Origin of the sequence: Winogradskyella echinorum (genome assembly GCF_014297365.1) — a bacterium.
Lineage (GTDB): Bacteria > Bacteroidota > Bacteroidia > Flavobacteriales > Flavobacteriaceae > Winogradskyella > Winogradskyella echinorum.
The window spans coordinates 72266-97221 of record NZ_JACOQD010000007.1 but is presented as its reverse complement, the minus strand read 5'-3'; the positions used below and the strand labels follow the sequence as shown (position 1 = coordinate 97221).

The 24956-nt window shown below is 33.0% G+C and carries 20 protein-coding genes; 7 read left to right on the top strand and 13 right to left on the bottom strand.

What is annotated here, in order from left to right; genetic code table 11:
* Positions 1-195: 195 nt before the first annotated feature.
* The 4 genes from H8K90_RS16195 to recG all read right to left on the bottom strand — a co-directional run bounded on the left by H8K90_RS16195 (position 196) and on the right by recG (position 6967).
* Positions 196-1293: a heparan-alpha-glucosaminide N-acetyltransferase domain-containing protein gene (locus H8K90_RS16195; RefSeq protein ID WP_186847040.1), complete on the bottom strand. Its 1098-nt coding sequence runs from the start codon at positions 1291-1293 to the stop codon at positions 196-198.
* 96 nt (positions 1294-1389) lie between these two features.
* A complete protein-coding gene (locus H8K90_RS16190) occupies positions 1390-2889 on the bottom strand; it encodes a S41 family peptidase (protein ID WP_186847039.1) in 1500 nt (499 codons plus the stop codon).
* Between the two features lie 233 nt (positions 2890-3122).
* Positions 3123-4412, bottom strand: a complete 1290-nt coding sequence (locus H8K90_RS16185; RefSeq protein WP_186847038.1) for an alkaline phosphatase family protein — start codon at positions 4410-4412, stop codon at positions 3123-3125.
* A 452-nt stretch (positions 4413-4864) separates the two neighbouring features.
* Entirely contained in the window at positions 4865-6967 is a 2103-nt protein-coding gene (recG, locus tag H8K90_RS16180) for an ATP-dependent DNA helicase RecG (protein WP_186847037.1), read from the bottom strand.
* A 119-nt stretch (positions 6968-7086) separates the two neighbouring features.
* Between recG and H8K90_RS16175 the strand changes: the two genes are divergently transcribed.
* Positions 7087-9060, top strand: a complete 1974-nt coding sequence (locus H8K90_RS16175) for a M1 family metallopeptidase (protein WP_186847036.1) — start codon at positions 7087-7089, stop codon at positions 9058-9060.
* On the top strand, positions 9060-9947 hold the full coding sequence (locus tag H8K90_RS16170; RefSeq protein ID WP_186847035.1) for a patatin-like phospholipase family protein: 888 nt from the start codon (positions 9060-9062) through the stop codon (positions 9945-9947). Before H8K90_RS16175 ends, H8K90_RS16170 begins: the two co-directional genes overlap by 1 nt.
* Before the next feature lie 28 nt (positions 9948-9975).
* Here H8K90_RS16170 and H8K90_RS16165 read toward each other — a convergent pair whose 3' ends face one another.
* The 4 genes from H8K90_RS16165 to H8K90_RS16150 all read right to left on the bottom strand — a co-directional run bounded on the left by H8K90_RS16165 (position 9976) and on the right by H8K90_RS16150 (position 13941).
* Entirely contained in the window at positions 9976-10350 is a 375-nt protein-coding gene (locus tag H8K90_RS16165; RefSeq protein WP_186847034.1) for a hypothetical protein, read from the bottom strand.
* A gap of 230 nt (positions 10351-10580) precedes the next feature.
* A complete protein-coding gene (locus H8K90_RS16160) occupies positions 10581-11099 on the bottom strand; it encodes a DUF7935 family protein (RefSeq protein ID WP_186847033.1) in 519 nt (172 codons plus the stop codon).
* A 4-nt stretch (positions 11100-11103) separates the two neighbouring features.
* On the bottom strand, positions 11104-12663 hold the full coding sequence (locus tag H8K90_RS16155; RefSeq protein ID WP_186847032.1) for an FMN-binding glutamate synthase family protein: 1560 nt from the start codon (positions 12661-12663) through the stop codon (positions 11104-11106).
* A gap of 3 nt (positions 12664-12666) precedes the next feature.
* On the bottom strand, positions 12667-13941 hold the full coding sequence (locus H8K90_RS16150) for a M20 family metallopeptidase (RefSeq protein WP_186847031.1): 1275 nt from the start codon (positions 13939-13941) through the stop codon (positions 12667-12669).
* Between the two features lie 134 nt (positions 13942-14075).
* Here H8K90_RS16150 and H8K90_RS16145 point away from each other — a divergent pair, with 134 nt between their 5' ends.
* Positions 14076-16406, top strand: coding sequence for an ATP-dependent helicase (locus H8K90_RS16145; protein WP_186847030.1), 2331 nt, complete (start codon positions 14076-14078; stop codon positions 16404-16406).
* Position 16407: 1 nt separating this feature from the next.
* Here the strand turns inward: H8K90_RS16145 and H8K90_RS16140 are convergent, their stop codons facing one another.
* From H8K90_RS16140 to H8K90_RS16130, 3 genes are all read right to left on the bottom strand, one after another.
* Positions 16408-17352 carry a hypothetical protein gene (locus H8K90_RS16140; RefSeq protein WP_186847029.1) on the bottom strand — a complete coding sequence of 315 codons (945 nt, stop codon included), beginning with the start codon at positions 17350-17352 and terminating at the stop codon, positions 16408-16410.
* A complete protein-coding gene (locus H8K90_RS16135; RefSeq protein WP_222611375.1) occupies positions 17349-18323 on the bottom strand; it encodes a pepsin/retropepsin-like aspartic protease family protein in 975 nt (324 codons plus the stop codon). The genes H8K90_RS16140 and H8K90_RS16135 overlap by 4 nt, the downstream gene beginning before the upstream one ends.
* A gap of 84 nt (positions 18324-18407) precedes the next feature.
* Positions 18408-19262 (bottom strand): alpha/beta hydrolase, encoded by an 855-nt coding sequence (locus tag H8K90_RS16130; protein ID WP_186847027.1) that lies wholly within the window; start codon positions 19260-19262, stop codon positions 18408-18410.
* Positions 19263-19308: 46 nt separating this feature from the next.
* On the opposite strand from H8K90_RS16130, the gene H8K90_RS16125 reads away from it, so the two are divergent.
* Complete coding sequence (locus H8K90_RS16125) at positions 19309-19929, top strand: L-threonylcarbamoyladenylate synthase (RefSeq protein WP_186847026.1); 621 nt, start codon at positions 19309-19311, stop codon at positions 19927-19929.
* On the opposite strand, the gene H8K90_RS16120 is transcribed toward H8K90_RS16125, so the two are convergent.
* Positions 19926-21131 carry a multidrug effflux MFS transporter gene (locus H8K90_RS16120; RefSeq protein WP_186847025.1) on the bottom strand — a complete coding sequence of 402 codons (1206 nt, stop codon included), beginning with the start codon at positions 21129-21131 and terminating at the stop codon, positions 19926-19928. The two genes, H8K90_RS16125 and H8K90_RS16120, sit on opposite strands and share 4 nt — an antisense overlap.
* Positions 21132-21213: 82 nt before the next feature.
* On the opposite strand from H8K90_RS16120, the gene H8K90_RS16115 reads away from it, so the two are divergent.
* The 3 genes from H8K90_RS16115 to H8K90_RS16105 all read left to right on the top strand — a co-directional run bounded on the left by H8K90_RS16115 (position 21214) and on the right by H8K90_RS16105 (position 23360).
* Positions 21214-21660 (top strand): DinB family protein, encoded by a 447-nt coding sequence (locus H8K90_RS16115; RefSeq protein ID WP_186847024.1) that lies wholly within the window; start codon positions 21214-21216, stop codon positions 21658-21660.
* Between the two features lie 79 nt (positions 21661-21739).
* Positions 21740-22825 carry an amidohydrolase family protein gene (locus H8K90_RS16110; protein WP_186847023.1) on the top strand — a complete coding sequence of 362 codons (1086 nt, stop codon included), beginning with the start codon at positions 21740-21742 and terminating at the stop codon, positions 22823-22825.
* A gap of 1 nt (position 22826) precedes the next feature.
* Entirely contained in the window at positions 22827-23360 is a 534-nt protein-coding gene (locus H8K90_RS16105; RefSeq protein ID WP_246457847.1) for a GNAT family N-acetyltransferase, read from the top strand.
* A 43-nt stretch (positions 23361-23403) separates the two neighbouring features.
* Here H8K90_RS16105 and H8K90_RS16100 read toward each other — a convergent pair whose 3' ends face one another.
* Positions 23404-24945: an acyl-CoA carboxylase subunit beta gene (locus H8K90_RS16100; protein WP_186847021.1), complete on the bottom strand. Its 1542-nt coding sequence runs from the start codon at positions 24943-24945 to the stop codon at positions 23404-23406.
* Positions 24946-24956 lie beyond the last annotated feature (11 nt).

The following is a 24956-nucleotide window of genomic DNA, read 5'->3' as shown; positions in this document are numbered from 1 at the left end:
GTTTTTTAAAACCGACTCTATAAAATCTTCGTAAGTATAAATGTATTATCGTAGGTGATTCTACATTTAGTAATTATAAGTTTTTTAGATTGATTGGTTAATTGCTATGAAAGAGAAAAGGGCTTCCTGTAAAAAGGAGGCCTTTTTTGCTTTAATAGAGTATTACTATAATAAAAATATGAAATATAAATGATTCTAGCGTGTGTAACGCTTAATCTTATCTACAAACTTCTGTACATTAGAATATACAAAGGCATTAGTTTTAGCGTAATGAAACGAAATAAAGCAAACCACAGTCAGGAAAATTAGTGCACCAATAATAGCTTGCCAAGGCACTAAATTTTTGCCAATAAGTTGGTGAAGCCCAATACCTGTAAAACTTCCATAAATTATAATAAAATGAATTACATATATAGACAAAGTTTTCTGACCTATTCTTAAAATCAATGGTTGTTTAATATAGTTTTCTGCCAAATAAAATAAAGCGAATAAAATGAGTACATTCCCAAGTCTTGTAAATAAGTAATTGTAGTAGGCTACGTCTTTAAATAGCGAAATATCAAACCAATAGTAGAGTTTCATAAATAGCCAAGAAGATTTAAAAATAAGCGCAATTCCGAAAATTAAAAATCCAGAAACTATTGCCATTTTAAATTTTGGACGTTCTAAATAGCGATAAAACAAGGTGGAAATAAATGCGCCAAATGCTACATAGCCAAACCAAGGAATGATTGTAAAAACAGATCCATTGGTTTTAGATACATAATTTGAAAGTAATTTAGGAATTTCAGGTAATTCTAAATATCGATATAAAGGTTCGCTTGTAAAAACCGTAAGACCTAAAACCAACATTAAAATCGAAAAAATTAAAGTCTTTTGAAATGTGATCTTATAAATAATTACAATTATAATCAGTGATAAACCAATGCATTGTAACACATCTACAATAAGAAAATAGGAGCTAAATTTTCCAAAAAGCCATTCAAAAATGGGTACACGTAACATATAGCCAATACCAATAAGCATTAAACCACGTTTTAACCCTTTTTGCATTCGCGATTTTACAGTGCCACTACGTTTGGCTTTAATAAGTAAATAAGAAAATATTAAACCAGAAATAGTAAAAAATGTCGGTGCAGTAATGCCTCTAAAATATTCCCATATTTTAAATGCTGTATTGTTAGAGTCTCTATAAGACACCTCTAATAAAGTGTCTATAAAATGCCCTTGCAACATCATTAAGATGGCAAATGCTCTTACAGCATCAATAAAGTATAGGCGATTTGTGCTCAAATAGTAATTGGTTGTACAGCAAAGGTAAGATTATTATAATTTTGAAAGTAATGCCAGGCAATTTTATATTAAGAACACCAAACGTATTTTTTATTTCTACTTTATGAGTTCAATTAGTGCATTTAGTTGGTAATCTTCTTTTAAAAATATTTGGTTTAAATTCCTTTTAATAATTAGGTCTGGTTCAGTACCAATACCATCTAATATTTTACCATTTTTTTGAAAAGAAACCATGGTGCTAATTTTTCCGCGTAATTCTGAGTTTGGTAATTCAAAGCGTTGACTGTTGCCACTAGAGCCATCAGTAGTTACACCAACTATTTTTATATTGGGTAATCCTTTAAATACAGATACTAAAACTGAGGCTGCGCTAAAACTTCTTTCGTTAGCAAGTATGTAAATAGGCTTATTGTAATGAAACTTGCCTTTGGTGAGTTTTTGCCCATTGAGAATATAGTAATGATATGCGCTAAATTTTTCTGCACTTAAATTATACATTGGTTTAAATGTAGCCATAAATTTATCTACCGCATTTTGCTCTCTTGTATCTAATTCGTCTCTCGAAAATAAATAGCGACTATGTAATTGCTCTTTTAATTCGTCACTCAATGGTAATTTGCCACGTTGTTTAGTGGCATTAACAACATACACAGAATCTGGATGCATAAAATATCCAGCCAATTCTTGAATTAAATCTCGAGTACCTCCACCATTATCTCTTACATCTATAATTAGAGCATCCGTTTGTTTGGCTTTGGTCATAAAACTATTGAGAAATTTAAAGAAAACAGGAGTACTTTCTTTTTCTAACATGTCTCCAATTTGGATATACCCAATATTGTTTCTTAAACTAAAAAATCTTTCAATAAATGCACTGTCATTATACTGTTCTTCTTTTACTCTAAACGTTTTACTGTAAAATCTTTCGTCCCATAATCGCGCTCTGTTTTTTACATCAACAAGTTTTATGTGTAATTCTTTTTTATGTCCCTCTTCATTTGCCAATGTTATAGGTAATGGATTTGGTAATTCTATATTAAGGGTTCTAAAAATAGTTTCAATATCTCTTAGCTCTCTAATGGCGTTTGTGGCATAGGCATCTTTAGGAGCAAGAACATCTCCTACTATTACCTCTGGAAGTATCTTATCAATAGGTATGTTATTTATAGCATGTAAATAAGGGAATTCTGAATTCCAAAATTTATATGTTTTAGATTCTCTAACATAATCAACGACTATAACTTTATCATTATATGGTGCAAAAGCTATTGGTAGATATAGCGAATCTCTAATGTCGTAATCTTTTATATAAGAATGTCTGTCACCAATTTTCCCTATTGTTTTGGCTAAAAATAACCCAAACTCATATTGAGTTATCTTTTTACTATCTAAAGTCTTTAAGTACGCGTTAAAATCTTTTTTATAATCATAGCCATTTAATTCTTGGTAAGAAGATGTGTTTTTAAGAATAGCGTCTAGCAATTCTAAATCATCTTTAATGTCACTTTTTTCTAGGTACTTAATGTCATTCTGAGCTTGTATAAAAGAAAAATTTAATAGAACTAATACTGTTAAAATGAACGAGTGTTTTTTCATTGAGATGGTTTTAGGTAAGCTAATGTGCCTAATAGACGATATAAAAGGTGAAGTGTTGCAAAGTTTGGTTTTTAATTGTACTTAATATCGTTGATGTGTATGGTTAGTTGCGTGGTTAAGCAACTAATTTAGCAAATAAATCACAGATAGAATAGTCCGCAGGAATGTTCCTAAGTCGTCAGTGACCAGGCAATTAATTATACACCGTGTTACCTGCTGGCTTTATTCTTAATTCAATTGTCTTCTTTTAAAACACTTTTTATTTCATTTATATCTCCATCTATCGATTCATGAATTTTCAATCCTAAAATCTTACACATCAATGGGTAGATGTGAATGTTTTTTATCGAACGTATTTCATAACCATCTTTAAAGGCTGGACCATTCGCGTAAAATATTCCATGCATTTCTTTGTATTTGCTATCATAGCCATGAACGCCAAATATTTTAACACCCTCTTCAGTAAGAGCGTCTTTTCGTCTTTGATTCCAAAAATGATAACCGTAATCTGGTATTAATTGTATTGCACCCCAATTTTTATTAGTTGGGATGTATTCAAAACCTGGTGTATTTTCAGTTTTATAAGCTTTGAAATTGTTTTCCTTTTGTTTTAAATATTGTAGTACAGAATCTATTTCAACATCTTTTTTTGGATGAATATTTACTATTGTACCGTTTTCAATTGTCATGAATAACTCATCGTTTTCAATAGAATCTATTGGTATTATTTTGTTAGTAGACTGATTTCCCATACCATGGTCAGAAACGATAATAATATTTACCGGAAGATTAGTTTCTGATACTCCTTCAAACAAATCGCCTAAATTTTTATCTAGTTCAAACAATGCCGTTTTCAATTTTTCGTCATCATTAGTACCATAGTCGTGTCCAACTTCATCCATATCACCAAAATATAAAGTGATTAAATGTGGCCTGCTTTTCTTCTCTAAATTCAACCAATTTATTGTTTGATGAACACGTTCCTGATTTTTAACGCTATTATCAAATTTATAATAGTATGTTGGTCTGATTCCTTGAATATTAGCCTCAGTTCCTACAAAGAAATAACTGGCAGTGACAATATTTGCCTTACTTGCCTCTACCCAAATTGGTGAACCTCCATAAAAACTCCCGTCTTCTGCCATTTTAGGATTCTTCTTATTAAATAGAGTGTCTTTTTTATAGTCATAAAATATATTTCCTATTATTCCATGTTTGTCTGGATAAAGTCCTGTTGCAATCGTGTAATGGTTCGGAAAAGTTTTAGTAGGGAATGAAGGTATTAGTGATTCTGACTTAACACCATTTTTAATGAATAAACTCAAATTAGGTGGATTATATTTCTCTACATAATCCCATCTAAAACCATCAAGTGAGATTAATATTAAATAAGGTTTTTTTTCGTTAACGTTTGATTTTGTATTTGTAATGGTACGAGGTGAACTTATTATTTTTCTATTGCAGGAAAACAATAATATCATTCCAATAATAAAAATAGATATTATTATGATCTGTCGTTTCATTTGAGTTCGTTTGTCAGCTTGCGGGCAACTTTAATGATGTGAGTCTGTTTTCAATACTTCGACTACGCTCAGTAACAGACTTATATCAGTCGTTAAACGAAGTTATAATTTTTCACATTAAAAATCAATGGGTTAGAGTATTAAATAGTTCAAACTTTATTAACAGAAAGTAATGGTTACTCTTAATAATACGTTAATTAACATTAGTGATTGTTTCTTTAACAACTCCCTAACAGACTTGCTTTTATAATGCGTGTAATTTGGGGTATTGTTAATTATAGCATTAAAAATGTTCATCAGCAAAACACGAATAATTGTGTTTTAAAAGGTCTAGTTGTTGTTGGTTCTAGGCCTTTTTTTTTATTGCTTTAGAAGCAAGAACCTTATCAAAATCATTAAAACTATATTATTTGTCATTCTAAACTTGTTTCAGAATCTAGGTAATGATGTTATCAACTAATATAATTCCATATGTTACGATACTTATGCATCTGTCTGTAAGTGTTTAAAATAGTCTTATGCTCAGGTAATCCAAGACTTGGGTCGATTTTTAAAACACTTTTTGCATAATAACGCGCTTGTTGTAATATGTCCTTGTCTTTTACGATATCTGCAATGCGCAAATTTAAAACACCACTTTGTTGTGTGCCCATAATATCTCCTGGACCACGAAGTTTTAAATCTACTTCTGCAATTTCAAAACCATCGCTACTACGTACCATGGTTTCTAATCGGGTTTTGCTATCTTGGCTCAGTTTATGGCTGGTCATTAAAATACAATAGCTCTGCTCTGCGCCACGACCCACACGACCACGCAATTGATGGAGTTGTGATAAACCAAAGCGTTCTGCGCTTTCTATAATCATTACCGACGCATTTGGTACGTTTACACCAACTTCAATTACCGTAGTAGCTACCATAATATGAGTTTCTCCATTAGCAAAGCGTTGCATTTCGTAATCTTTATCTGCTGGCTTCATTTTTCCATGAACTATCGAAATCTGATACTCTGGCATTGGAAATTCTCTAGAAATGCTTTCGTAGCCATCCATTAAATCTTTGTAATCCATTTTTTCACTTTCTTGAATCAATGGATACACAATATAAATTTGTCTGCCTTTGGCAATTTCATCTTTCATAAATTTGAAAACTTTCAATCGATTGTTATCATATCTATGAACTGTTTTTATCGGCTTTCTTCCTGCTGGTAATTCATCAATAACTGAAATATCTAAGTCGCCATAAACCGACATGGCCAAGGTTCTTGGAATTGGAGTAGCAGTCATAACAAGCACATGTGGAGGAGAGGTATTCTTGTGCCATAATTTTGACCGTTGTGCAACTCCGAATCTGTGTTGCTCATCGATAATGGCTAGTCCCAAATTTTTAAATTTCACCTTATCTTCAAGTAGCGCATGTGTGCCAACTAAGATCTGTAAACTTCCATTTTCGAGGTTTTTATGAATTTCTTTTCGTTCTGAAGTTTTACTTGAACCAGTTAATAGTGAAATACTGATATTTAAAGGTTTACATAGTTCTAGTAATCCGTTATAGTGTTGTGCTGACAAAATAGCAGTAGGCGCCATTAAACAGCACTGAAATCCGTTGTCAAGTCCCATGAGCATTGACATAAAGGCTACTATGGTTTTTCCAGAACCTACATCGCCTTGCAAAAGCCTATTCATTTGTGCATTGCTGCCTAAATCTTGTCTTATTTCTTTTAAAACGCGTTTCTGTGCGGCTGTTAATTCAAAGGGTAAATGCTCGTTGTAAAAGGTGTTAAAATAATTACCAACTTTATCAAACGGAAAGCCTTTTATTTTTGATTTATGAATCAGGTTTTTAAGAATTAATTGCAATTGGATGTAAAATAATTCTTCAAATTTTAATCGGAATTGAGCTCTAGAAAGTAGCTCTGGACTTTTGGGAAAATGGATGTTAAAAAGGGCATCAGATTTTGAAATTAATTTCAATTCGCCTTTAATTGAATCTGATAATGTTTCAACAAACTGTCCTTTAGTTTCTATAAACAACTGTTGCATTATTTTGGTAATTACCCGATTTGTAATGCCTTTATTAGATAGTTTTTCTGTAGATGGATAAATGGCTTGCATGGCGGAGCGTAAATTGCTGTCGTGATTAGATTGTAATTCAATCTCTGGATGCGCCATATTGTATTTTCCACTAAACCAATTGGTTTTTCCAAAAATGACATAAGGTTTACCAATTTTTAAGCTATCGCGTATCCATTTCTGACCTCTAAACCAAACGAGTTCCATGGTACCAGTTTCATCTTTAAAATCAGCGACGAGCCTTTTGCCGCGTTTTTGAGCTACTTCTCTAAATCCAGTGATAACACCTACGACCTGTACCTCTGCATTATTGCGTTGTAACTCATTAATTTTGTAGTATTTGGTGCGATCTATATAGCGATTTGGAAACAAGTTTATGAGATCTTGGTAGGTATGAATACCCAATTCTGAGCGCAATAAATCTGCTCTATTTGGGCCGACGCCTTTGAGGTAGTCAATGGGAGTTTGTAGCTTCACACTCATAGTTGCGAATTTACCCAATTCCTTTTAAAAAATGAATCTCTTTGTTATTTGGAATTTAGTTTTTGTAATTTGAGTTTTGAATTGCTTACTTTGGTCTTATTCTTGTGCAAATTCTATTTATGAAGAACGTTTTATTCATTTTTTGTTTTATTCTAACCAACTTTTCCTTTGCCCAGCAAACTGACAATGTAGATTTTAAAAGAGTGGATGCACTGATAGTATTTAATCAATTGTCGGTGGATAGTACAATTTATAACTCTTACGCTGTTGATTTTAAAATTTTAAAGGATGTAGATTCCGTTTATTTAGATGCTGTTAATATGAGGTTTAAACATGTGGCCTTAAATAATTCTAAAGCAAAATTTAGTAATGATGGCAAAAAGATTATCGTTTATAATAACTTTAAGAAAGGTGATAATTATAAATTGAGTTTTGTTTTTTTTAATGCTCCCAAAAAAGCCATGTATTTTGTGGGTTGGGATAATGAAGGGAGAAATCAGATTTGGACGCAAGGACAAGGAAAGTATACAAGTAACTGGTTGCCTAGCTTAGATGATACTAATGATAAAATTGAGTTCGATTTAAAATTTCTTGCTCCTAGGGATTATACGGTTGTTTCTAATGGTAATTTAAAATCTAAATCAGATAATGCTGGATATTTTCTTTGGGAATTTGATATGCAAAAACCAATGTCTAGCTATTTAGTAGCGGTTGTTGTCGGTAAATATAGTAAAGCGATGGAAACGTCTAATAGTGGCATTCCATTAGAGCATTACTATTATCCAAAAGATTCTTTAAAAGTTGAATCAACGTATCGCTATAGTAAACGTATGTTTGATTATTTAGAAGAGGAAATTGGTTTCGCTTATCCGTGGCAAAACTACAAACAAGTGCCTGTTCACGATTTTTTATATGCAGGCATGGAGAATACAAGTGCCACAATTTTTTCTGATGCTTTTGTAGTCGATGCTATTGGTTTTAATGACAAAAACTATGTTAATGTAAATGCGCACGAGTTAGCGCATCAATGGTTTGGTGATTTAGTGACTGCTAAATCTGGTGAGCACCATTGGTTGCAAGAAGGTTTTGCAACTTACTACGCATTATTGGCGGAACGCGAAGTTTTTGAAGACAATTATTTTTACTTTAAGTTATTTGAATCTGCTCAAGATTTACAAAAACAAGATTTGGCTGGTAATGGCACTTCATTGTTAAATGCAAAGTCGAGCAGTTTAACGTTTTATCAACGTGGAGCTTGGGTTTTACATGCTTTGAGAGATATGGTTGGAGATGCAATTTTTAAGCAAGCTGTAAAAAATTATCTCGAAAAACATCAGTTTGGAAATGTGGAAACTTCAGATTTTATAAGTGAAGTTGAATTGCTTGCAGAGCAGGATATGTCTGAGTTTACGAGTAAGTGGATAGAGTCGAAGGAATTTCCTTTTGATGAGGCAATGGATTTGTTGAAGCGACAATCAAAATTTATTCAAGAATATATTATGGTAGATTGTGAAGCTAAAACTTCTAAATGTGCAGAATATTTAAAATACTATGTTTCTGATGAGGCTAAAGTGAAGATTATATCGCAAGTACCAGAGCTAGTCACTAAAGATGTATTTAAGAATAGTTTAAAGGTAAGGCAAGCGATTTCTCAGTATGTTACAAAAATTCCGGAAGCATTAAAGGAAGATTACGAATCTTTATTAGATGACAAGTCGTACATTACTATAGAAAGTGCATTGTATAATCTATGGGTTAATTTCCCATTAGAGCGCTCTAAATTTCTAGCCAAAACTCAAAATGTTATTGGGTTTAATGATAAGAATGTGAGATTGTTGTGGTTGGTATTAAACTTAAACACGCCAGATTTTCAAAAAGATAAAAAGCAGCAAGTTTATAATGAACTGGTTAGTTATACAAATGAGCGCTACAATGCGGATTTGCGTATTAGTGCTTTTCAGTATTTAGATTTAATAAAAGCTTGTAATACGGAATGTCAATCTAATTTAGAAAATGCAAAAACGCATCATAACTGGAGATTGGTTAAGTTTGCAAAACAATTATCCGAACAATTAAAGCAAAAACAAGATTAATGCGAGCATTAGTAATATCTGGAGGTGGAAGTAAAGGTGCGTTTGCTGGTGGAGTAGCCCAATATCTTATGGAGCACAAAAAACGCGAGTACGATATGTTTTTAGGAACATCTACAGGAAGTTTACTTGTTCCACATTTAGCTGTAAACGAAATAGGAAAGCTTTACGATATATTTACTAACGTTCAGCAGCAAGATATTTTTAGTGTTAGCCCGTTTGTACAGCGCAAAAAGGGTGATAGAGAGTATGTCTCTATTGATTTTGTAAATTCCTTATGGCAGTTTATAAAACGTAAAAGAACCTTTGGCGAAAGTAAGGCGTTAAGACGAAATATTAGAAAAAACTTCACTTACGAGGAGTATGAAAAAATAAAAACAAACAAACACGATGTGGTGGTTACTGTATCTAATCTATCGATGAATAGAGTAGAGTACAAGTCTATTAATGAGTGTTCCTATGAAGAGTTTTGTAATTGGATTTGGATTTCTTGTAATTACATTCCGTTTATGTCGCTTGCAAAAGTAAACGGTTACGAATATGCAGATGGAGGATTAGGTTGTGTAATTCCTATCCGTGAAGCTATTAAAAGAGGAGCAACAGAGGTCGATGCAGTTGTGTTAGAAGCTGAAACATTGGGTAAGCAAAAGGTACTTGGTAAAAATCCATTTTCTTTAATGATTAGTCTTTTTAGTCATTTGTTAGATCAGGTAGAGCGTAATGATATTGTTATAGGTAAGTTGGCTGCTAAAAACAATAACGTAAAGCTGAATTTGTATTACACACCAACAAGTCTTACGGAGAACTCTTTAATTTTTAGTAAACGTTTAATGGAAAAATGGTGGAAACAAGGATATGATTATGCGGAAATGCGTCATGAAGATGACTAATACTATGTTTTATTGAGTATTGGTTGATTTACAAATTACATTCTGAATCATCAGCTTTCCATATAATTTCACCATTATTAAGAATACTCCAAGGTATATCTTGCTCTCGCGTTCCTATGATACCAATATTCTGTCCATCACAAGTTTTAACGAAAAATACAGAGTTAACTAAAGGGTTGCAATTAGCAAATATAAATACTGTCTGATTATTGTATTCGGCTTGTTTTATATAATTGTATTGATCTCCTTCGTCTGTCAAAATATCAATTTCAGATTCTAGCCAATCTAAATCTTCTGTAGGTTTTTCAACATTACAAATTAGTGATGAAAAATCATTTTCTTTATTGTTAGAGCAAGATGAAATTATAATAAAAATAAGAGAGAGAGAAACAAGGCGTTTCATAAAGTGTTTATTATTAAGATGCATAAAAGAGAAAAGGTTGCACAAAAAAGTACGATTTTATGATAAATTAAATTTTCATCTCTCGCTTGGCGTTTGTCTTTTGTATTTTTCAGTGGTTGTTTATACTTACGTATTTGCTCTCAGTTTATACGGTTAAAATATACTGGAGATGCAAAAGTGTGTTGAGAGTAAATTACCACTATCCTAATAATTTAATAATTCTCTTTTGTCTACCACATTTTGCTAACCTCTTGTTTAACATATGCTAAAGCAGTGTTGCTTGGTGGTTGTTTTTCCATTAGCTCAGTTAAAATAACTTCACGAAGTTTATTGGCTGAATCTGTTTTTTCAGACATATTTGCTTTTCTAATTAACTGGATTGTAGCATTTTTTGCACCATTGATAATATTCCAACATTCGTCTGAAATATAAATTTGTTGCGATAAATTATGGTCAAATTCTTGCTCAATATTAGCTATAAGTAGCGCTTCGTAATCATCTTTATTTGAAGACGTTGGGTTTACTCTTACCAATAATTTAGATGGTGAGATTCTCTCTAAAAATAAAGTGATACGCTCATATGCTTGCAGTCGAATTGGAAATGCCTCTTTTTGCAAATCTTTAGTAATTAGAAAGTTGCGTCTGTTGTTTTCGTTATCTGTGTGTTCTCTAAAAAACATATAGGCAATTGCACCTGTTACTAAAGCAGGTATTGTGTACATTAAAAGGTTTAAAAGTTGTTGTTCCATAAAATTAATTCTTCTTTACTCCGCCAAGATACTCACATTCTTTTAAATGTTGCATCGAAATAAACGGAACTTTAGTTTTGTTATATTGGTAAGTGTTACTTAATTCTTTTGAGAGATTATGATCATCTACATTCACTTCGATATCGTCCATTGTAAATTGACATGGATGTTCGTAACCGGCAGAATGGGTAATTTCTATAAACTCTTTTCTAAAGGTTTTAAAATATTGAGCCAAACGTTCAGATTTTAAAGGAACGTCTATACCACGTTGTAACCATTTACTTTGAGTTGCAACACCAGAAGGACAACGATTCGTATGGCAAATTTGAGCTTGTATACAACCAATACTCATCATGGCTTCTCGTGCCACATTTATACAGTCTGCGCCCATGGCAAAGGCCATTGCTGCTTTAGCAGGAAAGCCTAATTTTCCGCTTCCAATAAAAACAATGCGTTCTGTGAGTCCTTTGTCTTTAAATAATTTATAAAGATCGCCAAAACCATAAACCCATGGCAATGAAACATGATCTGCAAAACTTGGAGGTGCTGCTCCAGTTCCGCCTTCGCCACCATCTACTGTGATAAAATCTGGTCCTTTACCAGTTTTAACCATTAAATCTGCCAATTCTTTCCATTGATCTAATTTACCAATAGCAGCTTTTATACCAACTGGTAATCCTGTTTCTTCAGCGATAGCTTCAATAAAATCGAGCATTTCTGGTACTGTTGAAAAAGCCTTATGATTTGGTGGTGACAATACTGTTTTACCGACTTCTACACCTCTTATTTCTGCAATTTCTTTTGTAATCTTAGATCCAGGGAGTACACCACCTTTTCCAGGTTTTGCTCCTTGAGATAGTTTTACTTCAATAGCTCTTATAAAAGGATTGTCTTCAACAAGCTTTTTCATTTTATCCATTGAAAACCCTCCATCTTCAGCCCGAACACCGAAATAACCGGTTCCAAAATGAAAAACAACATCACCACCATGGCTATGATATGGAGATAAACCTCCTTCACCTGTATTGTGGTATGCATCGGCTAATTTTACTCCTTTATTTAATGATTCTACAGCTTTTGCGGAAAGCGAACCAAAACTCATTGCAGAAATATTAATAATAGAAGCTGGGCGATACGGTTTACGTCTTTTATTGAATTCTCCCATGACCTTAGCGCATGGTAAAAATGATTTGTCTAATGCGTTAGGATGATTGCCCTCTGTTTTAAACGGAAACATTGCATTATTAATAAATATATGCTGATGTGCGTAGATATCTCTATCTGTACCAAAACCTTCATAATTGTTTTCGTTCTTGGAGGATGCATAGACCCAACTGCGTTCTATTCTATTAAATGGTAATTCCTCTCTATTATTGGCAACGAAATATTGACGAATTTCTGGGCCAATACTTTCAAATAAATAACGAATATGGCCTACTAAAGGAAAGTTGTGTTGAATTGTATGCTGTCTTTGTAAAACATCTCTAATAGCAACGATAATTAATGCAATAATTACCCATAGCCACCAAGATATAGAGCCTAAGAATTCTAAAATGGAATCCATAAATTAATTGTTTAAATAGTCTAAAGTGAGTTGTGTAAAAGCTTTTACGCCAAGAAGCATACCGCTTTCGTCAATCATAAAATCTGGTGTGTGGTGCGGAAAGGCACCTTTTGGTTCATCGGTTGAAGTCATTCCTCCTAAGAAGAAGTAAATACCCGGAACTACTTCTTGAAAATAAGAAAAATCTTCACCTCCAGTAGTCGCTTTCATAAGTTGTACATTTTCAGTTCCAGCGGCTTTTTGAAGAGAAGGTAACATTTTATCTGTTAAATCAGGATCGTTAAAGGTAATAGACGTTTGGTTTCTAAATGAAATGGTTGCTTCGCCTCCATAAGCTTTAGCAATAGTTTCAGTCATTTCTTTCATTCGTCTTTCAATCATCGATCGCATATCTGGATCTAAGGTTCGAACTGTTCCTATTAATTGTGCAGTTTCTGGTATAATATTAAAACGTGTGCCAGCAGTAATTTTTCCAACTGTAATCACCGCAGCCTCATCAGTTAGCTTAGCTTCTCTACTAATTATGGTCTGTAGGCCATCTATAATTTTTGCCGAAATTAATATAGGGTCAACGCCTCCCCAAGGTTGAGAACCATGTGTCTGCTTTCCTTTAACATCAATTACAAAACGTTCAACAGAAGCCATAATACCACCTTTCTTATATTTTATTACACCAACAGGTGTACCAGCATTGATGTGTAAACCAAATATTGCATCTACTTTTGGGTTATCTAAAACACCTTCTTTAATCATTAATTTTGCGCCGCCTTCTTCACCAGGTGGTGGACCTTCTTCAGCAGGTTGAAAAATAAACTTAATGGTACCTTTAATTTTGTCTTTGTGTTTAGATAAAACTTCAGCTGTAGCCATTAAAATAGCAATATGTGTGTCGTGACCACAAGCATGCATTACTCCCGTTTCTGTATTTAAAAATGTAGTTTTTACTTCAGATTTAAACGGTAAGTCATTTCGTTCTGTTACAGGTAAGGCATCAATATCTGCTCTTAGCGCAACAACTTTACCGGGTAAATCTCCTTTTAATAATCCAACAACACCAGTAATAGCAATCCCTGTTTCTACTTCTAATCCAAGAGATTTTAAATGATCAGCGATTTTTTCAGCTGTTTTAAATTCTTGATTAGATAGTTCTGGGTTTTGATGAAAATGGCGCCTCCATTTAATGAGTTTTTCTTCAATGTTTGTAATGTCTTGCTCTATAGTGCTTTGAGCAAAAGTAAATGTTGAAACTAAAAGGAATAGAGCAAAAGCTGACTTCATAATTTTAAAATTTGCACTAAGATATTGAAATTTGATAAAACAAAACTCTTAATATATTGTTTATAATTATTGTAGTTTATATATGGTAAAACCTAGCACAATTCTTAATTTCACAGCTCGAAAAAAAATTGCATTTGGAAAAGTATCTCAGTCAACTTAATGACGCACAATTAGCGCCTACTATACAGAAGGATGGTCCAATGATTATCATTGCTGGAGCTGGTTCTGGAAAAACACGTGTTTTAACATATCGTATTGCGTATTTGATGGATCAAGGTGTTGACTCCTTTAATATATTAGCATTGACATTTACCAATAAAGCTGCCAAGGAGATGAAAGGCCGTATTGCAGATATTGTTGGTGATAGTGAAGCTAAAAATCTATGGATGGGGACTTTTCACTCTGTTTTTGCCAAGATTTTACGATTTGAAGGTCATCATTTAGGGTTTCCGAGCAATTTTACGATTTACGATACACAAGATTCTCAAAAGTTAATGGGTTCCATTATTAAAGAAATGGGACTTGACAAGGATATTTATAAAACGAAACAGATTTATAGTCGAATTTCATCTTATAAAAACAGTTTAATTACGGTTAAAGCCTATTTTAAAAATCCAGAATTAATGGAGGCGGACGCTATGGCAAGACGTCCTAAAATGGGTGAGATTTATAAAGAATATGTAGATCGCTGTTTTAAGGCTGGAGCCATGGATTTTGATGATTTATTATTGAGAACTAATGAATTGTTAACGCGTTTTCCTAATGTGTTGGCACAATATCAAAATAGATTTAGATATATACTGGTAGACGAGTATCAAGATACCAACCACTCTCAATACCTTATTGTAAGAGCATTAGCAGATCGTTTTCAAAATATTTGTGTGGTTGGTGATGATGCGCAAAGTATTTATGCCTTTCGTGGTGCAAATATTAATAACATTCTAAATTTTCAGAAAGATTACGATGGTGTTAAAATGTATCGTCTTGAGCAGAATTACCGCTCAACCAAAATGATAGTAGGTGCAGCAAACTCGGTTATTGAACATAATAAAACCAAGCTCGATAAAATTGTTTGGACAGCTAATGACGTTGGAGAAAAAGTAAAAGTACATCGTTCATTAACTGATGGTGACGAAGGACGTTATGTAGCTAGTACAATTTGGGAAACTAAAATGAATAAGCAACTGCACAACAGTGATTTTGCAGTATTGTATCGCACCAATGCACAATCTCGTGCCATTGAAGATGCGTTGCGTAAAAGAGATATTCCGTATCGTATATATGGAGGTTTGTCATTCTATCAGCGAAAAGAAATTAAAGATGTAACTGCCTACTTACGTTTAATATTGAATCCGTCAGATGAAGAAGCGCTTAAGCGTGTAATTAATTATCCAGCAAGAGGTATTGGGCAAACTACAATAGACAGATTAGTTGTAGCGGCTAATGGATATGGTAAAACCATATTCGAAGTTATACAGAATATAGACAATTTAGACCTTAAGATAAATAACGGAACTAAAAATAAGTTAAAGGATTTTGTTACTTTAATTGAAAGTTACCAAGTTATGAATCAAACAGCTAATGCCTTTGATTTAGCTGAACATGTTACCAAAACGAGTGGATTAATTAGGGAGTTGAACAAAGACGGAACACCAGAAGGTGTTACCAGAATGGACAACGTTCAGGAATTATTAAATGGTATTAAGGATTTTGTTGAAGGGCAAATAGAATTAGCAGATGCAGGAGATTCTTTAGCTGAGTTTTTAGAAGATGTGGCTTTGGCAACAGATTTAGATGCAGATAAAGGGGATCCAGATCATGTTGCTTTAATGACAATTCACTTAGCTAAAGGTCTAGAATTTGGACATGTGTTTATCGTTGGTATGGAAGAAGACTTGTTTCCAAGTGCCATGAGTATGAACACAAGAAGCGAACTCGAAGAAGAACGTCGATTATTTTATGTAGCTTTGACAAGAGCAGAAAAACAAGCCTATTTAACATATACATTGTCTCGTTATCGTTGGGGAAAATTAATAGATGCTGAGCCAAGTAGATTTATAGAAGAGATTGATGATGAGTATGTTGATATTGTAACTCCTTTGAAAGAACAACGTTTTAATCCAATGTTAGACGAATCTATATTTGGAGATATTGAGCCAAATCGTGTACGATTTGCAAAACCTAAAGTAGCAAAAATGCCAAAAAAAACAACCAAATCTAAACCTGAGAATTTTAAGATAAGTGCACCTAAAAAAATGAAGCCTGTTGCAAAAGCTGAAAGTGCTTCAGAATCATATGATGAAAAATTGGTGGTTGGAGCTAAAGTAAACCATCAAAGATTTGGTAGAGGTGAGGTTATAAAAATAGAAGGAAAAGGTGCTGATGCTAAGGCAGAAATTAAATTTCAAAAAGGTGAAACGAAGAAGTTACTATTGCGATTTGCTAAACTTCAAGTTTTGAGGTAGACTATTTTACCATACACACGGAGTTAATATGTCCTTCTCCGTCGTACTCCTTAACTGTATTTGCAGGATCAGTAATCCATGTACCATCAACTATAAATTTGTAGTGGTATTTACCGCCAGACAACCTTTGGTTATATACCCAACAACCGTCTATTTTGGTCATTTTACTTTCGCTTTCTGTCCAATTATTAAATTCAGCACTTAGGATAACTGTTTTTGCATCCTCAAAATCACAGAGTTGAAATTTTACGTTTTTTTGAACATCTATAATAGAATTGTAGCCGTCGTATTCATTCTCAACTTTTGAAGGATTTTGAGGGTCTTCAATCCAATTACCATCAACGATAAATTTATATTGGTAAATATCTGGACGTAATTGTAAAATAATTTCCCAGCCATCATCATTTGGTTTCATAATAAACCCAGTTTCGTCCCATCTATTAAATGTGCCACTGAGAATAACTTTTTCAGCATCTTTATAGCCTTTGAGCTTAAAACTAACATTGCCATAATCAGTAGCAAAAGCACTATAAAATTTTAGGTTATACACCATTAAAGGGAATCCATATATATCTTTTGCACCTACACTATTTTCGACATCGCTCGAGGGTTCGGCCCAATGTTTACCATTTACAATAAATTTAAATTCCCATCCAAAATTTGATGTAAAAAGTGACAAGTCTTTTTTTAATTGGTAAATTGAATCATTTACTTTTTGCATTGGCCACTGATCTTTTGCCCAATTATTAAATTCACCAGACACATAAACATTGTCTATGGTATCACCATTGTTTTTAATATTAGGATAATCGTTAACATTAAAAATAAAAATGACTTCCTCTCCTTTGATATCAAAACCTTTAATAGTTTTGCTTTGCGCACAAATATTAGTGGCATATAGAAATGAGAGGCATAGTAAAAGAATATGATATTGTTTTATCTTCAAGGTGCTATTATAGGAAACTTTATAAAGTAGAGCTTCTGTTTTTTGTAATTAATAATTGTTCGTTGTTGTGCAAAAAATTCAAAACCTAAAATACCATCGAGATTAGTGCTAAACGCAATGTTCATTTTTCTTAAATTAGTAAGCACAGTTTTCATTGGACCAAAGTAAATTGAATCATTTAATTTAACTTTAAACAATTTTCCTGCCATAACTTGCATTGTTGTACCACTAGCATCTGTGAGCTTTAATTTTTTGTTAGGATAAAAATAGTCTAAAATTTCTGAATCAATATTTTTATTAAGCTGATTGTACTCTGCACCTGTATCTAATCCAAATTTCACTTTATGATTATCAATTGAAGCATCGAGTATTATAGTGTGTTTTTTTAATGTAAAATTTATGCTATCGTGCATCGTTTCTGCATATACTTTATCAGATAAACGATCACCATTTTTATCTATTTTAGTTAATGTTATTTGGTTTAGGTGCATATCTATAAACACTTCAAAATCTTTAAGAATACTATAGCCAATAATACCTAAAACCTTAATTTTTTTGATTTTTTCAATATGAGATAGGTCAATAACATCTGCATTGATTTTTTTAAGATTAATATCTTTAATACTTAATAAGTCGAGATATTTTTCTTTTACATTTTCTATGTCTTTATGAACTCCACTTTTATTGCGTCCTTCTTGTTTATACTTTCTAGTGGGCTTAAAATGCGCACTATTTAAAATTAACGTTTCCGAACCTGTATCAATAATAAAGTTGCCTTGCTTATCTAGAATTTCTACTTCTACAACTATAAGCTGATCTATAACTTTAAACGGAATACGCGTTGTAAAGGCATTAATAAATTCGGCTTTTGAGAAGATAATTGGTGGACTTTCTTCTGTTGGATTAACCTCAGTTGCAAAAAGTTGCATAGAAATTAATAGTACGATGATAGTTTTGATTGATTGATGCATACTATATAGACTCCAAAAGGATATAGTATGTTACAGTAAATTCATTTTTTAACAGTTTAAATATGAACTGTATAGCTGTATAATTTACATGTGAGTTTCTATAAAAGTTTTTAGCTTTATTGACGTGTCTAGTAAATTGAACCCTACCCAACCATGTCCTTCAGTCGGATAAAGCGTGAACTCATGGGTAACATTAAGTTCTAATAACTTATCTCGCATAGCTGTTCCCTGTGTTGTTGGGATTAATGGGTCTTCACCTCCATAAAATAAAATTGTGGGTGGTGCCGATGCGGTAGCTCTATGATAAGGACTTATTTCTTCTAAAAAGGCGGTCTCAGTATCTATGCCAAATGTATCTATGATTTCTTGTAACAATGGGTTGGTATTATTTAAGTAAGCAGGATCTGTAAAGTTAGTTGGTCCTACAATACTGCAAACCATTTCGGTTTGATTATCATTATCAAAAGCATAGCTCCATAATAAGGACAAATGCCCTCCGGCACTTACACCAATAAATCCTATGTCATTTGAAATTACATAGTTATTACTATTATCGTTTAAGAAATTAACGACACTAGTAATATCATTGATCTGCATTGGGTAAGGTGGGTTGTTTTCGTCCGCCAATCTGTAATTCATATTTACAATAGCATACTCATGCAGTTCATTTTTAATATAATCTTTAAAAGCATTCATATCAGTTTTATCACCAGATGTCCAACCACCTCCATGAACGAGAATTAATGTTTTGGTATTAAATGTTCTTTCTTCTGGTAAGTATAAATCGAAAACTTGATCGCTGTCATTACCATAAGAAATATTAAAAGCTTCATAAGAGGCTAATGGGTCGCCATTTGAGTCATCCGTACTATTAGAAGAACAAGAAATGAACACAAGTAGTATAAATAAATTAATGAAATTATTTTTTAGGGCTTTCATGTTGAAAAATTATTTACTTTGTAAACGTATTTGAAAGGTACATATTATGACTGAATTTATTAAATTATATCCAGAAAACCCTCATCCTAGAGAGATTCAGAAAATAGTGAATGTCTTAAAAAGAGGTGGTTTAATTATCTACCCTACAGATACGGTTTATGGTTTGGGATGTGATATTACAAATATTAAAGCCTTAGAACGTATTGCGAGAATAAAAGGAGTCAAGCTCGAAAAATCTAATTTTTCATTTGTTTGTGAAGACTTAAGTAATCTAAGTGACTATGTAAAGCAGATTGATACGTCTACATTTAAGATTCTTAAGCGTGCGCTTCCTGGTGCATATACTTTTATTCTTCCAGGTTCGAAGAATTTACCTAATCCGTTTAAAAAACGAAAAACAGTGGGTATTAGAGTGCCAGATAACTCTATTACTTTAGCACTGGTAAACGCACTTGGAAATCCAATTGTATCTACATCGATAAGAGATGATGATGACGTTTTAGAATACACCACAGACCCGGAATTAATTCTTGAAAAATGGGATAATTTAGTGGATGTTGTCATTGATGGAGGTTATGGTGGAAATGAAGCATCTACAATTATAGATTTGTCGGTGGAGCCACCCGAAATAATTAGAGAAGGCAAGGGGAGTTTAGAAATATTTTAATTGCGACTAGGCTTTACCCTAACTGGTTTTTTTAAACTATAAAATAAAACCATTGTAATTAATCCTGTAACAAAAAAACCAATAAAAAGTGGAAGCACAGATGTTTTTACAAAGCTTCCAATATAATTTGCAATTGGTACAGCCATTACTGTAGAAATAAATCCATTTAATGCAGCTCCTATACCTGCAATATGTCCCATAGGTTCCATAGCTAAAGCTCTATAATTACCAAATAAAAAAGCAACACTTGCAAATTGAAGTGTAAAGAATAAAAGTAATATTTCAATACTAGGATTTTTACCAGACCAAAATAAAACGACATACACAAAAGAGATAGTTACAAATGCAATTAAAGCTAAGTTAACTAAGTTGCGCATGCCAAATCGCATTACTAGAGCACTATTTAAGTATGTGGCTAAACCAATAGTAATAGCTAAACTAGCAAATATATAAGGGAAATATTCACCTAAATCGTATTGCACCTGAAAGATTTGTTGCGAAGTGCTTAAATACACCATAAACGACCCAGTAATAAAACCAGATAGTAAAGTGTATATAACGGCTGACTTTATTTTAAAAAACTCAATAGTCCCTGTTTTAAAAATAGATAAACGATATTTTTTTTTATAAATACTATGCAGTGTTTCGGGTTGTCGCCTCCAAAACCATAGCATCACAATAAGGCCAAATACTAGATTTACAGTAAATATAGATTGCCATCCAAAATTCAATAATAAAAACTGTCCAAGCATTGGTGCAATTACTGGCACTAAAATAAAGGTCATTACAACGATAGAAAGAATTTTTGCCATATGGTCACCACTATAAGAGTCTCTAACTATAGCAATACTCATTGTCCTTGGTGAGGATAGTCCAATACCTTGTAATACACGTCCGACGAGCATCATTTCAAAACTTTTGGTAGTGACACAAATTATTGACGCAATAACAAATACTCCAAAACCCAAATAGACCATAGGTTTACGTCCAAAACTATCGGATAAAGGTCCAAAAATGAGCTGACCAACACCTAGTCCTAAAAATATGGTAGTTATTAATTTTTGATTTTCGGTAGCACTTATACTACTCAAATGGTCACCAATTACTGGTAATGCAGGGAGTACGGCATCAATAGACAAGGCTACTATAGACATTAATGCTGCCATTAAGACAACGAATTCTAATTGCGATCGTTTTTGCATGGAGCAAAGTAAATCAAATATTGTCTATTTTTGGTTAGAAGTTATATTAATAATACACATAAATATTTATTAAACACATAGTATGTTCAATCAAACACTTATTAAGCTATTTCGTCGAGATCTAATTAAATTAAAAGATGAAATTCAATTATATAAAAACGAATCTAATCTATGGAAAATAGAAGGTGCTGTAACTAATTGTGCAGGTAATTTATGTTTGCATTTAGTTGGAAATATTAATCATTTCATTGGTGCAACTTTAGGGAATTCTGGTTATATACGTCAACGTGATTTAGAATTTTCTTTAAAGAATGTACCGAAGTCTGAATTAATCAAACAAGTGGACGATACCATTGTGGTTGTAGATCAAACACTGATTAAATTATCAGAAGAAGATCTTCAAAAAGAATACAGCAGAAATCCATTTGAAGATTATATGACTACCGAGTACTTTTTAACACATTTAGCCATGCATTTGGCCTATCATTTAGGTCAAATTAATTACCATAGACGTTTATTAGATGCTTAATAATTATGATGTTAAACCCATCATAAATAATAAGCAGAAATAGTTGAGTTTTTTAATTTTAAAAGATAAATATCTTTATATGAAATCAAGACATTATGCACTACTTGCTTTACTTGTAGTTACTACATTTTCGTTCTCTCAAGACTTATCATTTGAAGAATACAATCCAAAATCAACATTAGTAGTTCCAGGAAAAATTATTAAACGTGCTAAGTTTCCATTTATAGACGTTCACGGCCACCAATACAGAATGGCTACTCAAGATTTAGAGCCTGTAATTACAGCTATGGATACTTTAAATCTACAAGTTATGGTTAATCTCAGTGGAAGAACAGGAAAAGATTTAAAAAAAGCCGTAGACAATGCTAACACCAATTACCCTGGGAGGTTTGTACTGTTCTGTAATATAAATTTTGAAGGTGCTGGAGCAAAAGGATGGATAGAAAACACAGTAAAACAATTAGAAGCCGATGTTGAAGCTGGTGCAGTTGGACTCAAAGTCTATAAAAGTTTAGGGTTGCGTAATAAAGATTCTGATGGAAAACGATTGGCAATTGACGATTCTCGATTAGATCCAATTTGGGTAAGGTGTGGAGAATTAGGAATACCAGTATTGATTCATGCTGCAGACCCAAAGTTATTTTGGGAAGATTTTGATGGTGACAACGAACGATGGTTAGAGTTAAAAACACATCCACGACGTAAAAGAAGTAATACAGATCCTGCACCATGGGAACAAATTATACAAGAGCAGCATAATATGTTTAAAAAACATAAGAATACCACATTTATAAATGCACATATGGGCTGGTTTGCAAATGATTTAGGAAAACTTGGAGAATTGCTAGATGAAATGCCAAATATGAATGTAGGTATTGGAGCCATTATAGCAGAACTTGGAAGACAGCCTAGATTTGCAAAAGCGTTTTTTGAAAAATACCAAGACCGAATTTTATTTGGGAAAGACAGTTGGAAACCAGAAGAATTTCCAACGTATTTTAGAGTATTAGAATCTGATGACGAATACTTTCCTTACCATAAAAAGTACCATGCTTTTTGGCCAATGTATGGTTTAGATTTATCAGATGAGGTACTTAAAAAGGTTTATTATAAGAATGCATTGCGAATTGTACCAGGAATAGATAAGAGTAAATTCCCAGAATAATATGAATATGACATTTGATAATTATAAAATAGATGTATTGCAACCTCATGAAGGTGAAGCTCTATTTAATTTAATTGATAATAATAGAGCCAGACTTGAAGACTTCTTTGCTGGTACAGTTTCTAAAACCAAAACTTTAGAAGATACATTGAAGTATTGTGATGAAATACAAAACCGAATTAAAGCCATAAGCTACTTGCCTTATATGATTACAGATATTAATACTAATGAATTTATTGGTTTGGTAGATGTAAAGAATATTGATATGAATGTGCCTAAAGCTGAATTAGGTTCGTTTATAGATAGTCGTTATGAAGGAAAAGGCATTGTAACACAAGCTACCAATATAGTAATCGATCATATTATTGAAAAGTATAAATTTATTAAGCTATTATGTAGAGCCAGTGCAAGAAATAAAGGTAGTATTGCAGTAATACTTAAAAATGGCTTTGAACTCGAAGGAACAATACGTAGAGATTATAAAACGACTAAAGGAGAAGTGGTGGATTTAAATTATTATGGACGAATATTTTAGAAAAGACCTTTCAAATTTTCAAAACCTGAAAGGTCTAAATAATTTACAAAGGAATATTCCCATGTTTACGATTAGGTTTTACCACTTCTTTATTTTCTAGCATAGCAAACGCTTTAATTAATTTACGTCTTGTATTATGAGGTAAAATCACTTCGTCCACAAAGCCACGTTCCGCAGCACTATAAGGATTTGCAAACAATTCGGCATATTCGGCTTCTTTTTCTTTCCACTTCGCTTCTTTATCTTCTGCAGCAGAGATGTCGCGTTTAAAAATGATTTCGGCAGCACCTTTAGCTCCCATTACAGCAATTTCGGCATTTGGCCATGCAAAATTCATGTCGGCACCTATATGTTTAGAGTTCATAACATCATAAGCTCCACCATAAGCTTTTCTTGTAATTACCGTAATTCTTGGGACAGTAGCTTCAGAAAAAGCATAAAGTAATTTTGCACCATTGGTAATGATGGCATTCCATTCTTGGTCAGTACCTGGTAAAAAACCTGGTACATCTTCTAATACCAATAGAGGAATATTAAAACAGTCGCAAAAACGTACAAAACGAGCCGCTTTTGTTGAGCTATCAACGTCTAGTACACCAGCTAAAAACATAGGTTGATTGGCAACAATACCAATAGATTTTCCACCTAAACGTGCAAAACCAACAATGATATTTTCAGCAAAGTCTTTATGTATTTCATAAAATGAATCTTCATCTATAATACCATTAATAACCTGATGCATATCATAAGGTTTATTTGCATTTTCTGGTACAATTGTATCTAAAACATCACGTACCTCTTCTTTAATTTTAAATTCTAAATCTTGAGGTTTTTCTTTATTGCTTTGAGGCAAATAACTCAGTAGCCTTTTTACATCTTCTAAACACTCTACATCATTAGCTGAAGTTTTGTGAGCTACGCCAGATTTTGATGAATGTACAGATGCACCACCAAGCTCTTCACTGGTCACTTCTTCATTAGTTACTGTTTTTACCACATTTGGCCCTGTAACAAACATATAACTTGTGTCTTGTACCATAAGTGTAAAGTCAGTCATTGCAGGAGAATATACAGCTCCACCAGCACAAGGTCCCATAATTGCAGATATCTGCGGAATCACTCCAGAAGCTTGTACATTTCTATAAAATATATCTGCATAGCCACCAAGTGAACGCACACCTTCTTGTATACGTGCTCCACCAGAATCGTTTAATCCAATAACTGGTGCACCAACATTGACAGCCATATCCATAATTTTACAGATTTTCTCTGCATGGGTTTCGGATAAGGAACCACCAAAAACAGTGAAATCTTGTGCGAATACATAGATTAATCTTCCGTTTACTGTGCCATATCCTGTAACCACACCATCTCCATAAAATTGTTGGTCTGCCATACCAAAATCTTTGGTTCTATGCGTCACCAGAGCACCAATTTCTTCAAAAGAACCTTCATCAAGTAAATACATTACACGCTCTCTGGCGGTAAGTTTTTTCTTTTGATGCTGTTTGTCTATTCGTTTTTGGCCGCCTCCTAATTTGGCTAAGGCTAGTTTATCGTTTAGTGTTTTTATTTTGTCTTCCATGCTATTCTTAT

Excerpts from the sequence above, each read along its gene's own strand:
- H8K90_RS16190 (WP_186847039.1), bottom strand. The coding sequence starts at position 2,889 with ATGAAAAAACACTCGTTCATTTTAACAGTATTAGTTCTATTAAATTTT.
- H8K90_RS16185 (WP_186847038.1), bottom strand. The coding sequence starts at position 4,412 with ATGAAACGACAGATCATAATAATATCTATTTTTATTATTGGAATGATA.
- recG (WP_186847037.1), bottom strand. The coding sequence starts at position 6,967 with ATGAGTGTGAAGCTACAAACTCCCATTGACTACCTCAAAGGCGTCGGC.
- H8K90_RS16175 (WP_186847036.1), top strand. The coding sequence starts at position 7,087 with ATGAAGAACGTTTTATTCATTTTTTGTTTTATTCTAACCAACTTTTCC.
- H8K90_RS16170 (WP_186847035.1), top strand. The coding sequence starts at position 9,060 with ATGCGAGCATTAGTAATATCTGGAGGTGGAAGTAAAGGTGCGTTTGCT.
- H8K90_RS16165 (WP_186847034.1), bottom strand. The coding sequence starts at position 10,350 with ATGAAACGCCTTGTTTCTCTCTCTCTTATTTTTATTATAATTTCATCT.
- H8K90_RS16160 (WP_186847033.1), bottom strand. The coding sequence starts at position 11,099 with ATGGAACAACAACTTTTAAACCTTTTAATGTACACAATACCTGCTTTA.
- H8K90_RS16155 (WP_186847032.1), bottom strand. The coding sequence starts at position 12,663 with ATGGATTCCATTTTAGAATTCTTAGGCTCTATATCTTGGTGGCTATGG.
- H8K90_RS16150 (WP_186847031.1), bottom strand. The coding sequence starts at position 13,941 with ATGAAGTCAGCTTTTGCTCTATTCCTTTTAGTTTCAACATTTACTTTT.
- H8K90_RS16135 (WP_222611375.1), bottom strand. The coding sequence starts at position 18,323 with ATGCATCAATCAATCAAAACTATCATCGTACTATTAATTTCTATGCAA.
- H8K90_RS16130 (WP_186847027.1), bottom strand. The coding sequence starts at position 19,262 with ATGAAAGCCCTAAAAAATAATTTCATTAATTTATTTATACTACTTGTG.
- H8K90_RS16125 (WP_186847026.1), top strand. The coding sequence starts at position 19,309 with ATGACTGAATTTATTAAATTATATCCAGAAAACCCTCATCCTAGAGAG.
- H8K90_RS16120 (WP_186847025.1), bottom strand. The coding sequence starts at position 21,131 with ATGCAAAAACGATCGCAATTAGAATTCGTTGTCTTAATGGCAGCATTA.
- H8K90_RS16115 (WP_186847024.1), top strand. The coding sequence starts at position 21,214 with ATGTTCAATCAAACACTTATTAAGCTATTTCGTCGAGATCTAATTAAA.
- H8K90_RS16110 (WP_186847023.1), top strand. The coding sequence starts at position 21,740 with ATGAAATCAAGACATTATGCACTACTTGCTTTACTTGTAGTTACTACA.
- H8K90_RS16105 (WP_246457847.1), top strand. The coding sequence starts at position 22,827 with ATGAATATGACATTTGATAATTATAAAATAGATGTATTGCAACCTCAT.
- H8K90_RS16100 (WP_186847021.1), bottom strand. The coding sequence starts at position 24,945 with ATGGAAGACAAAATAAAAACACTAAACGATAAACTAGCCTTAGCCAAA.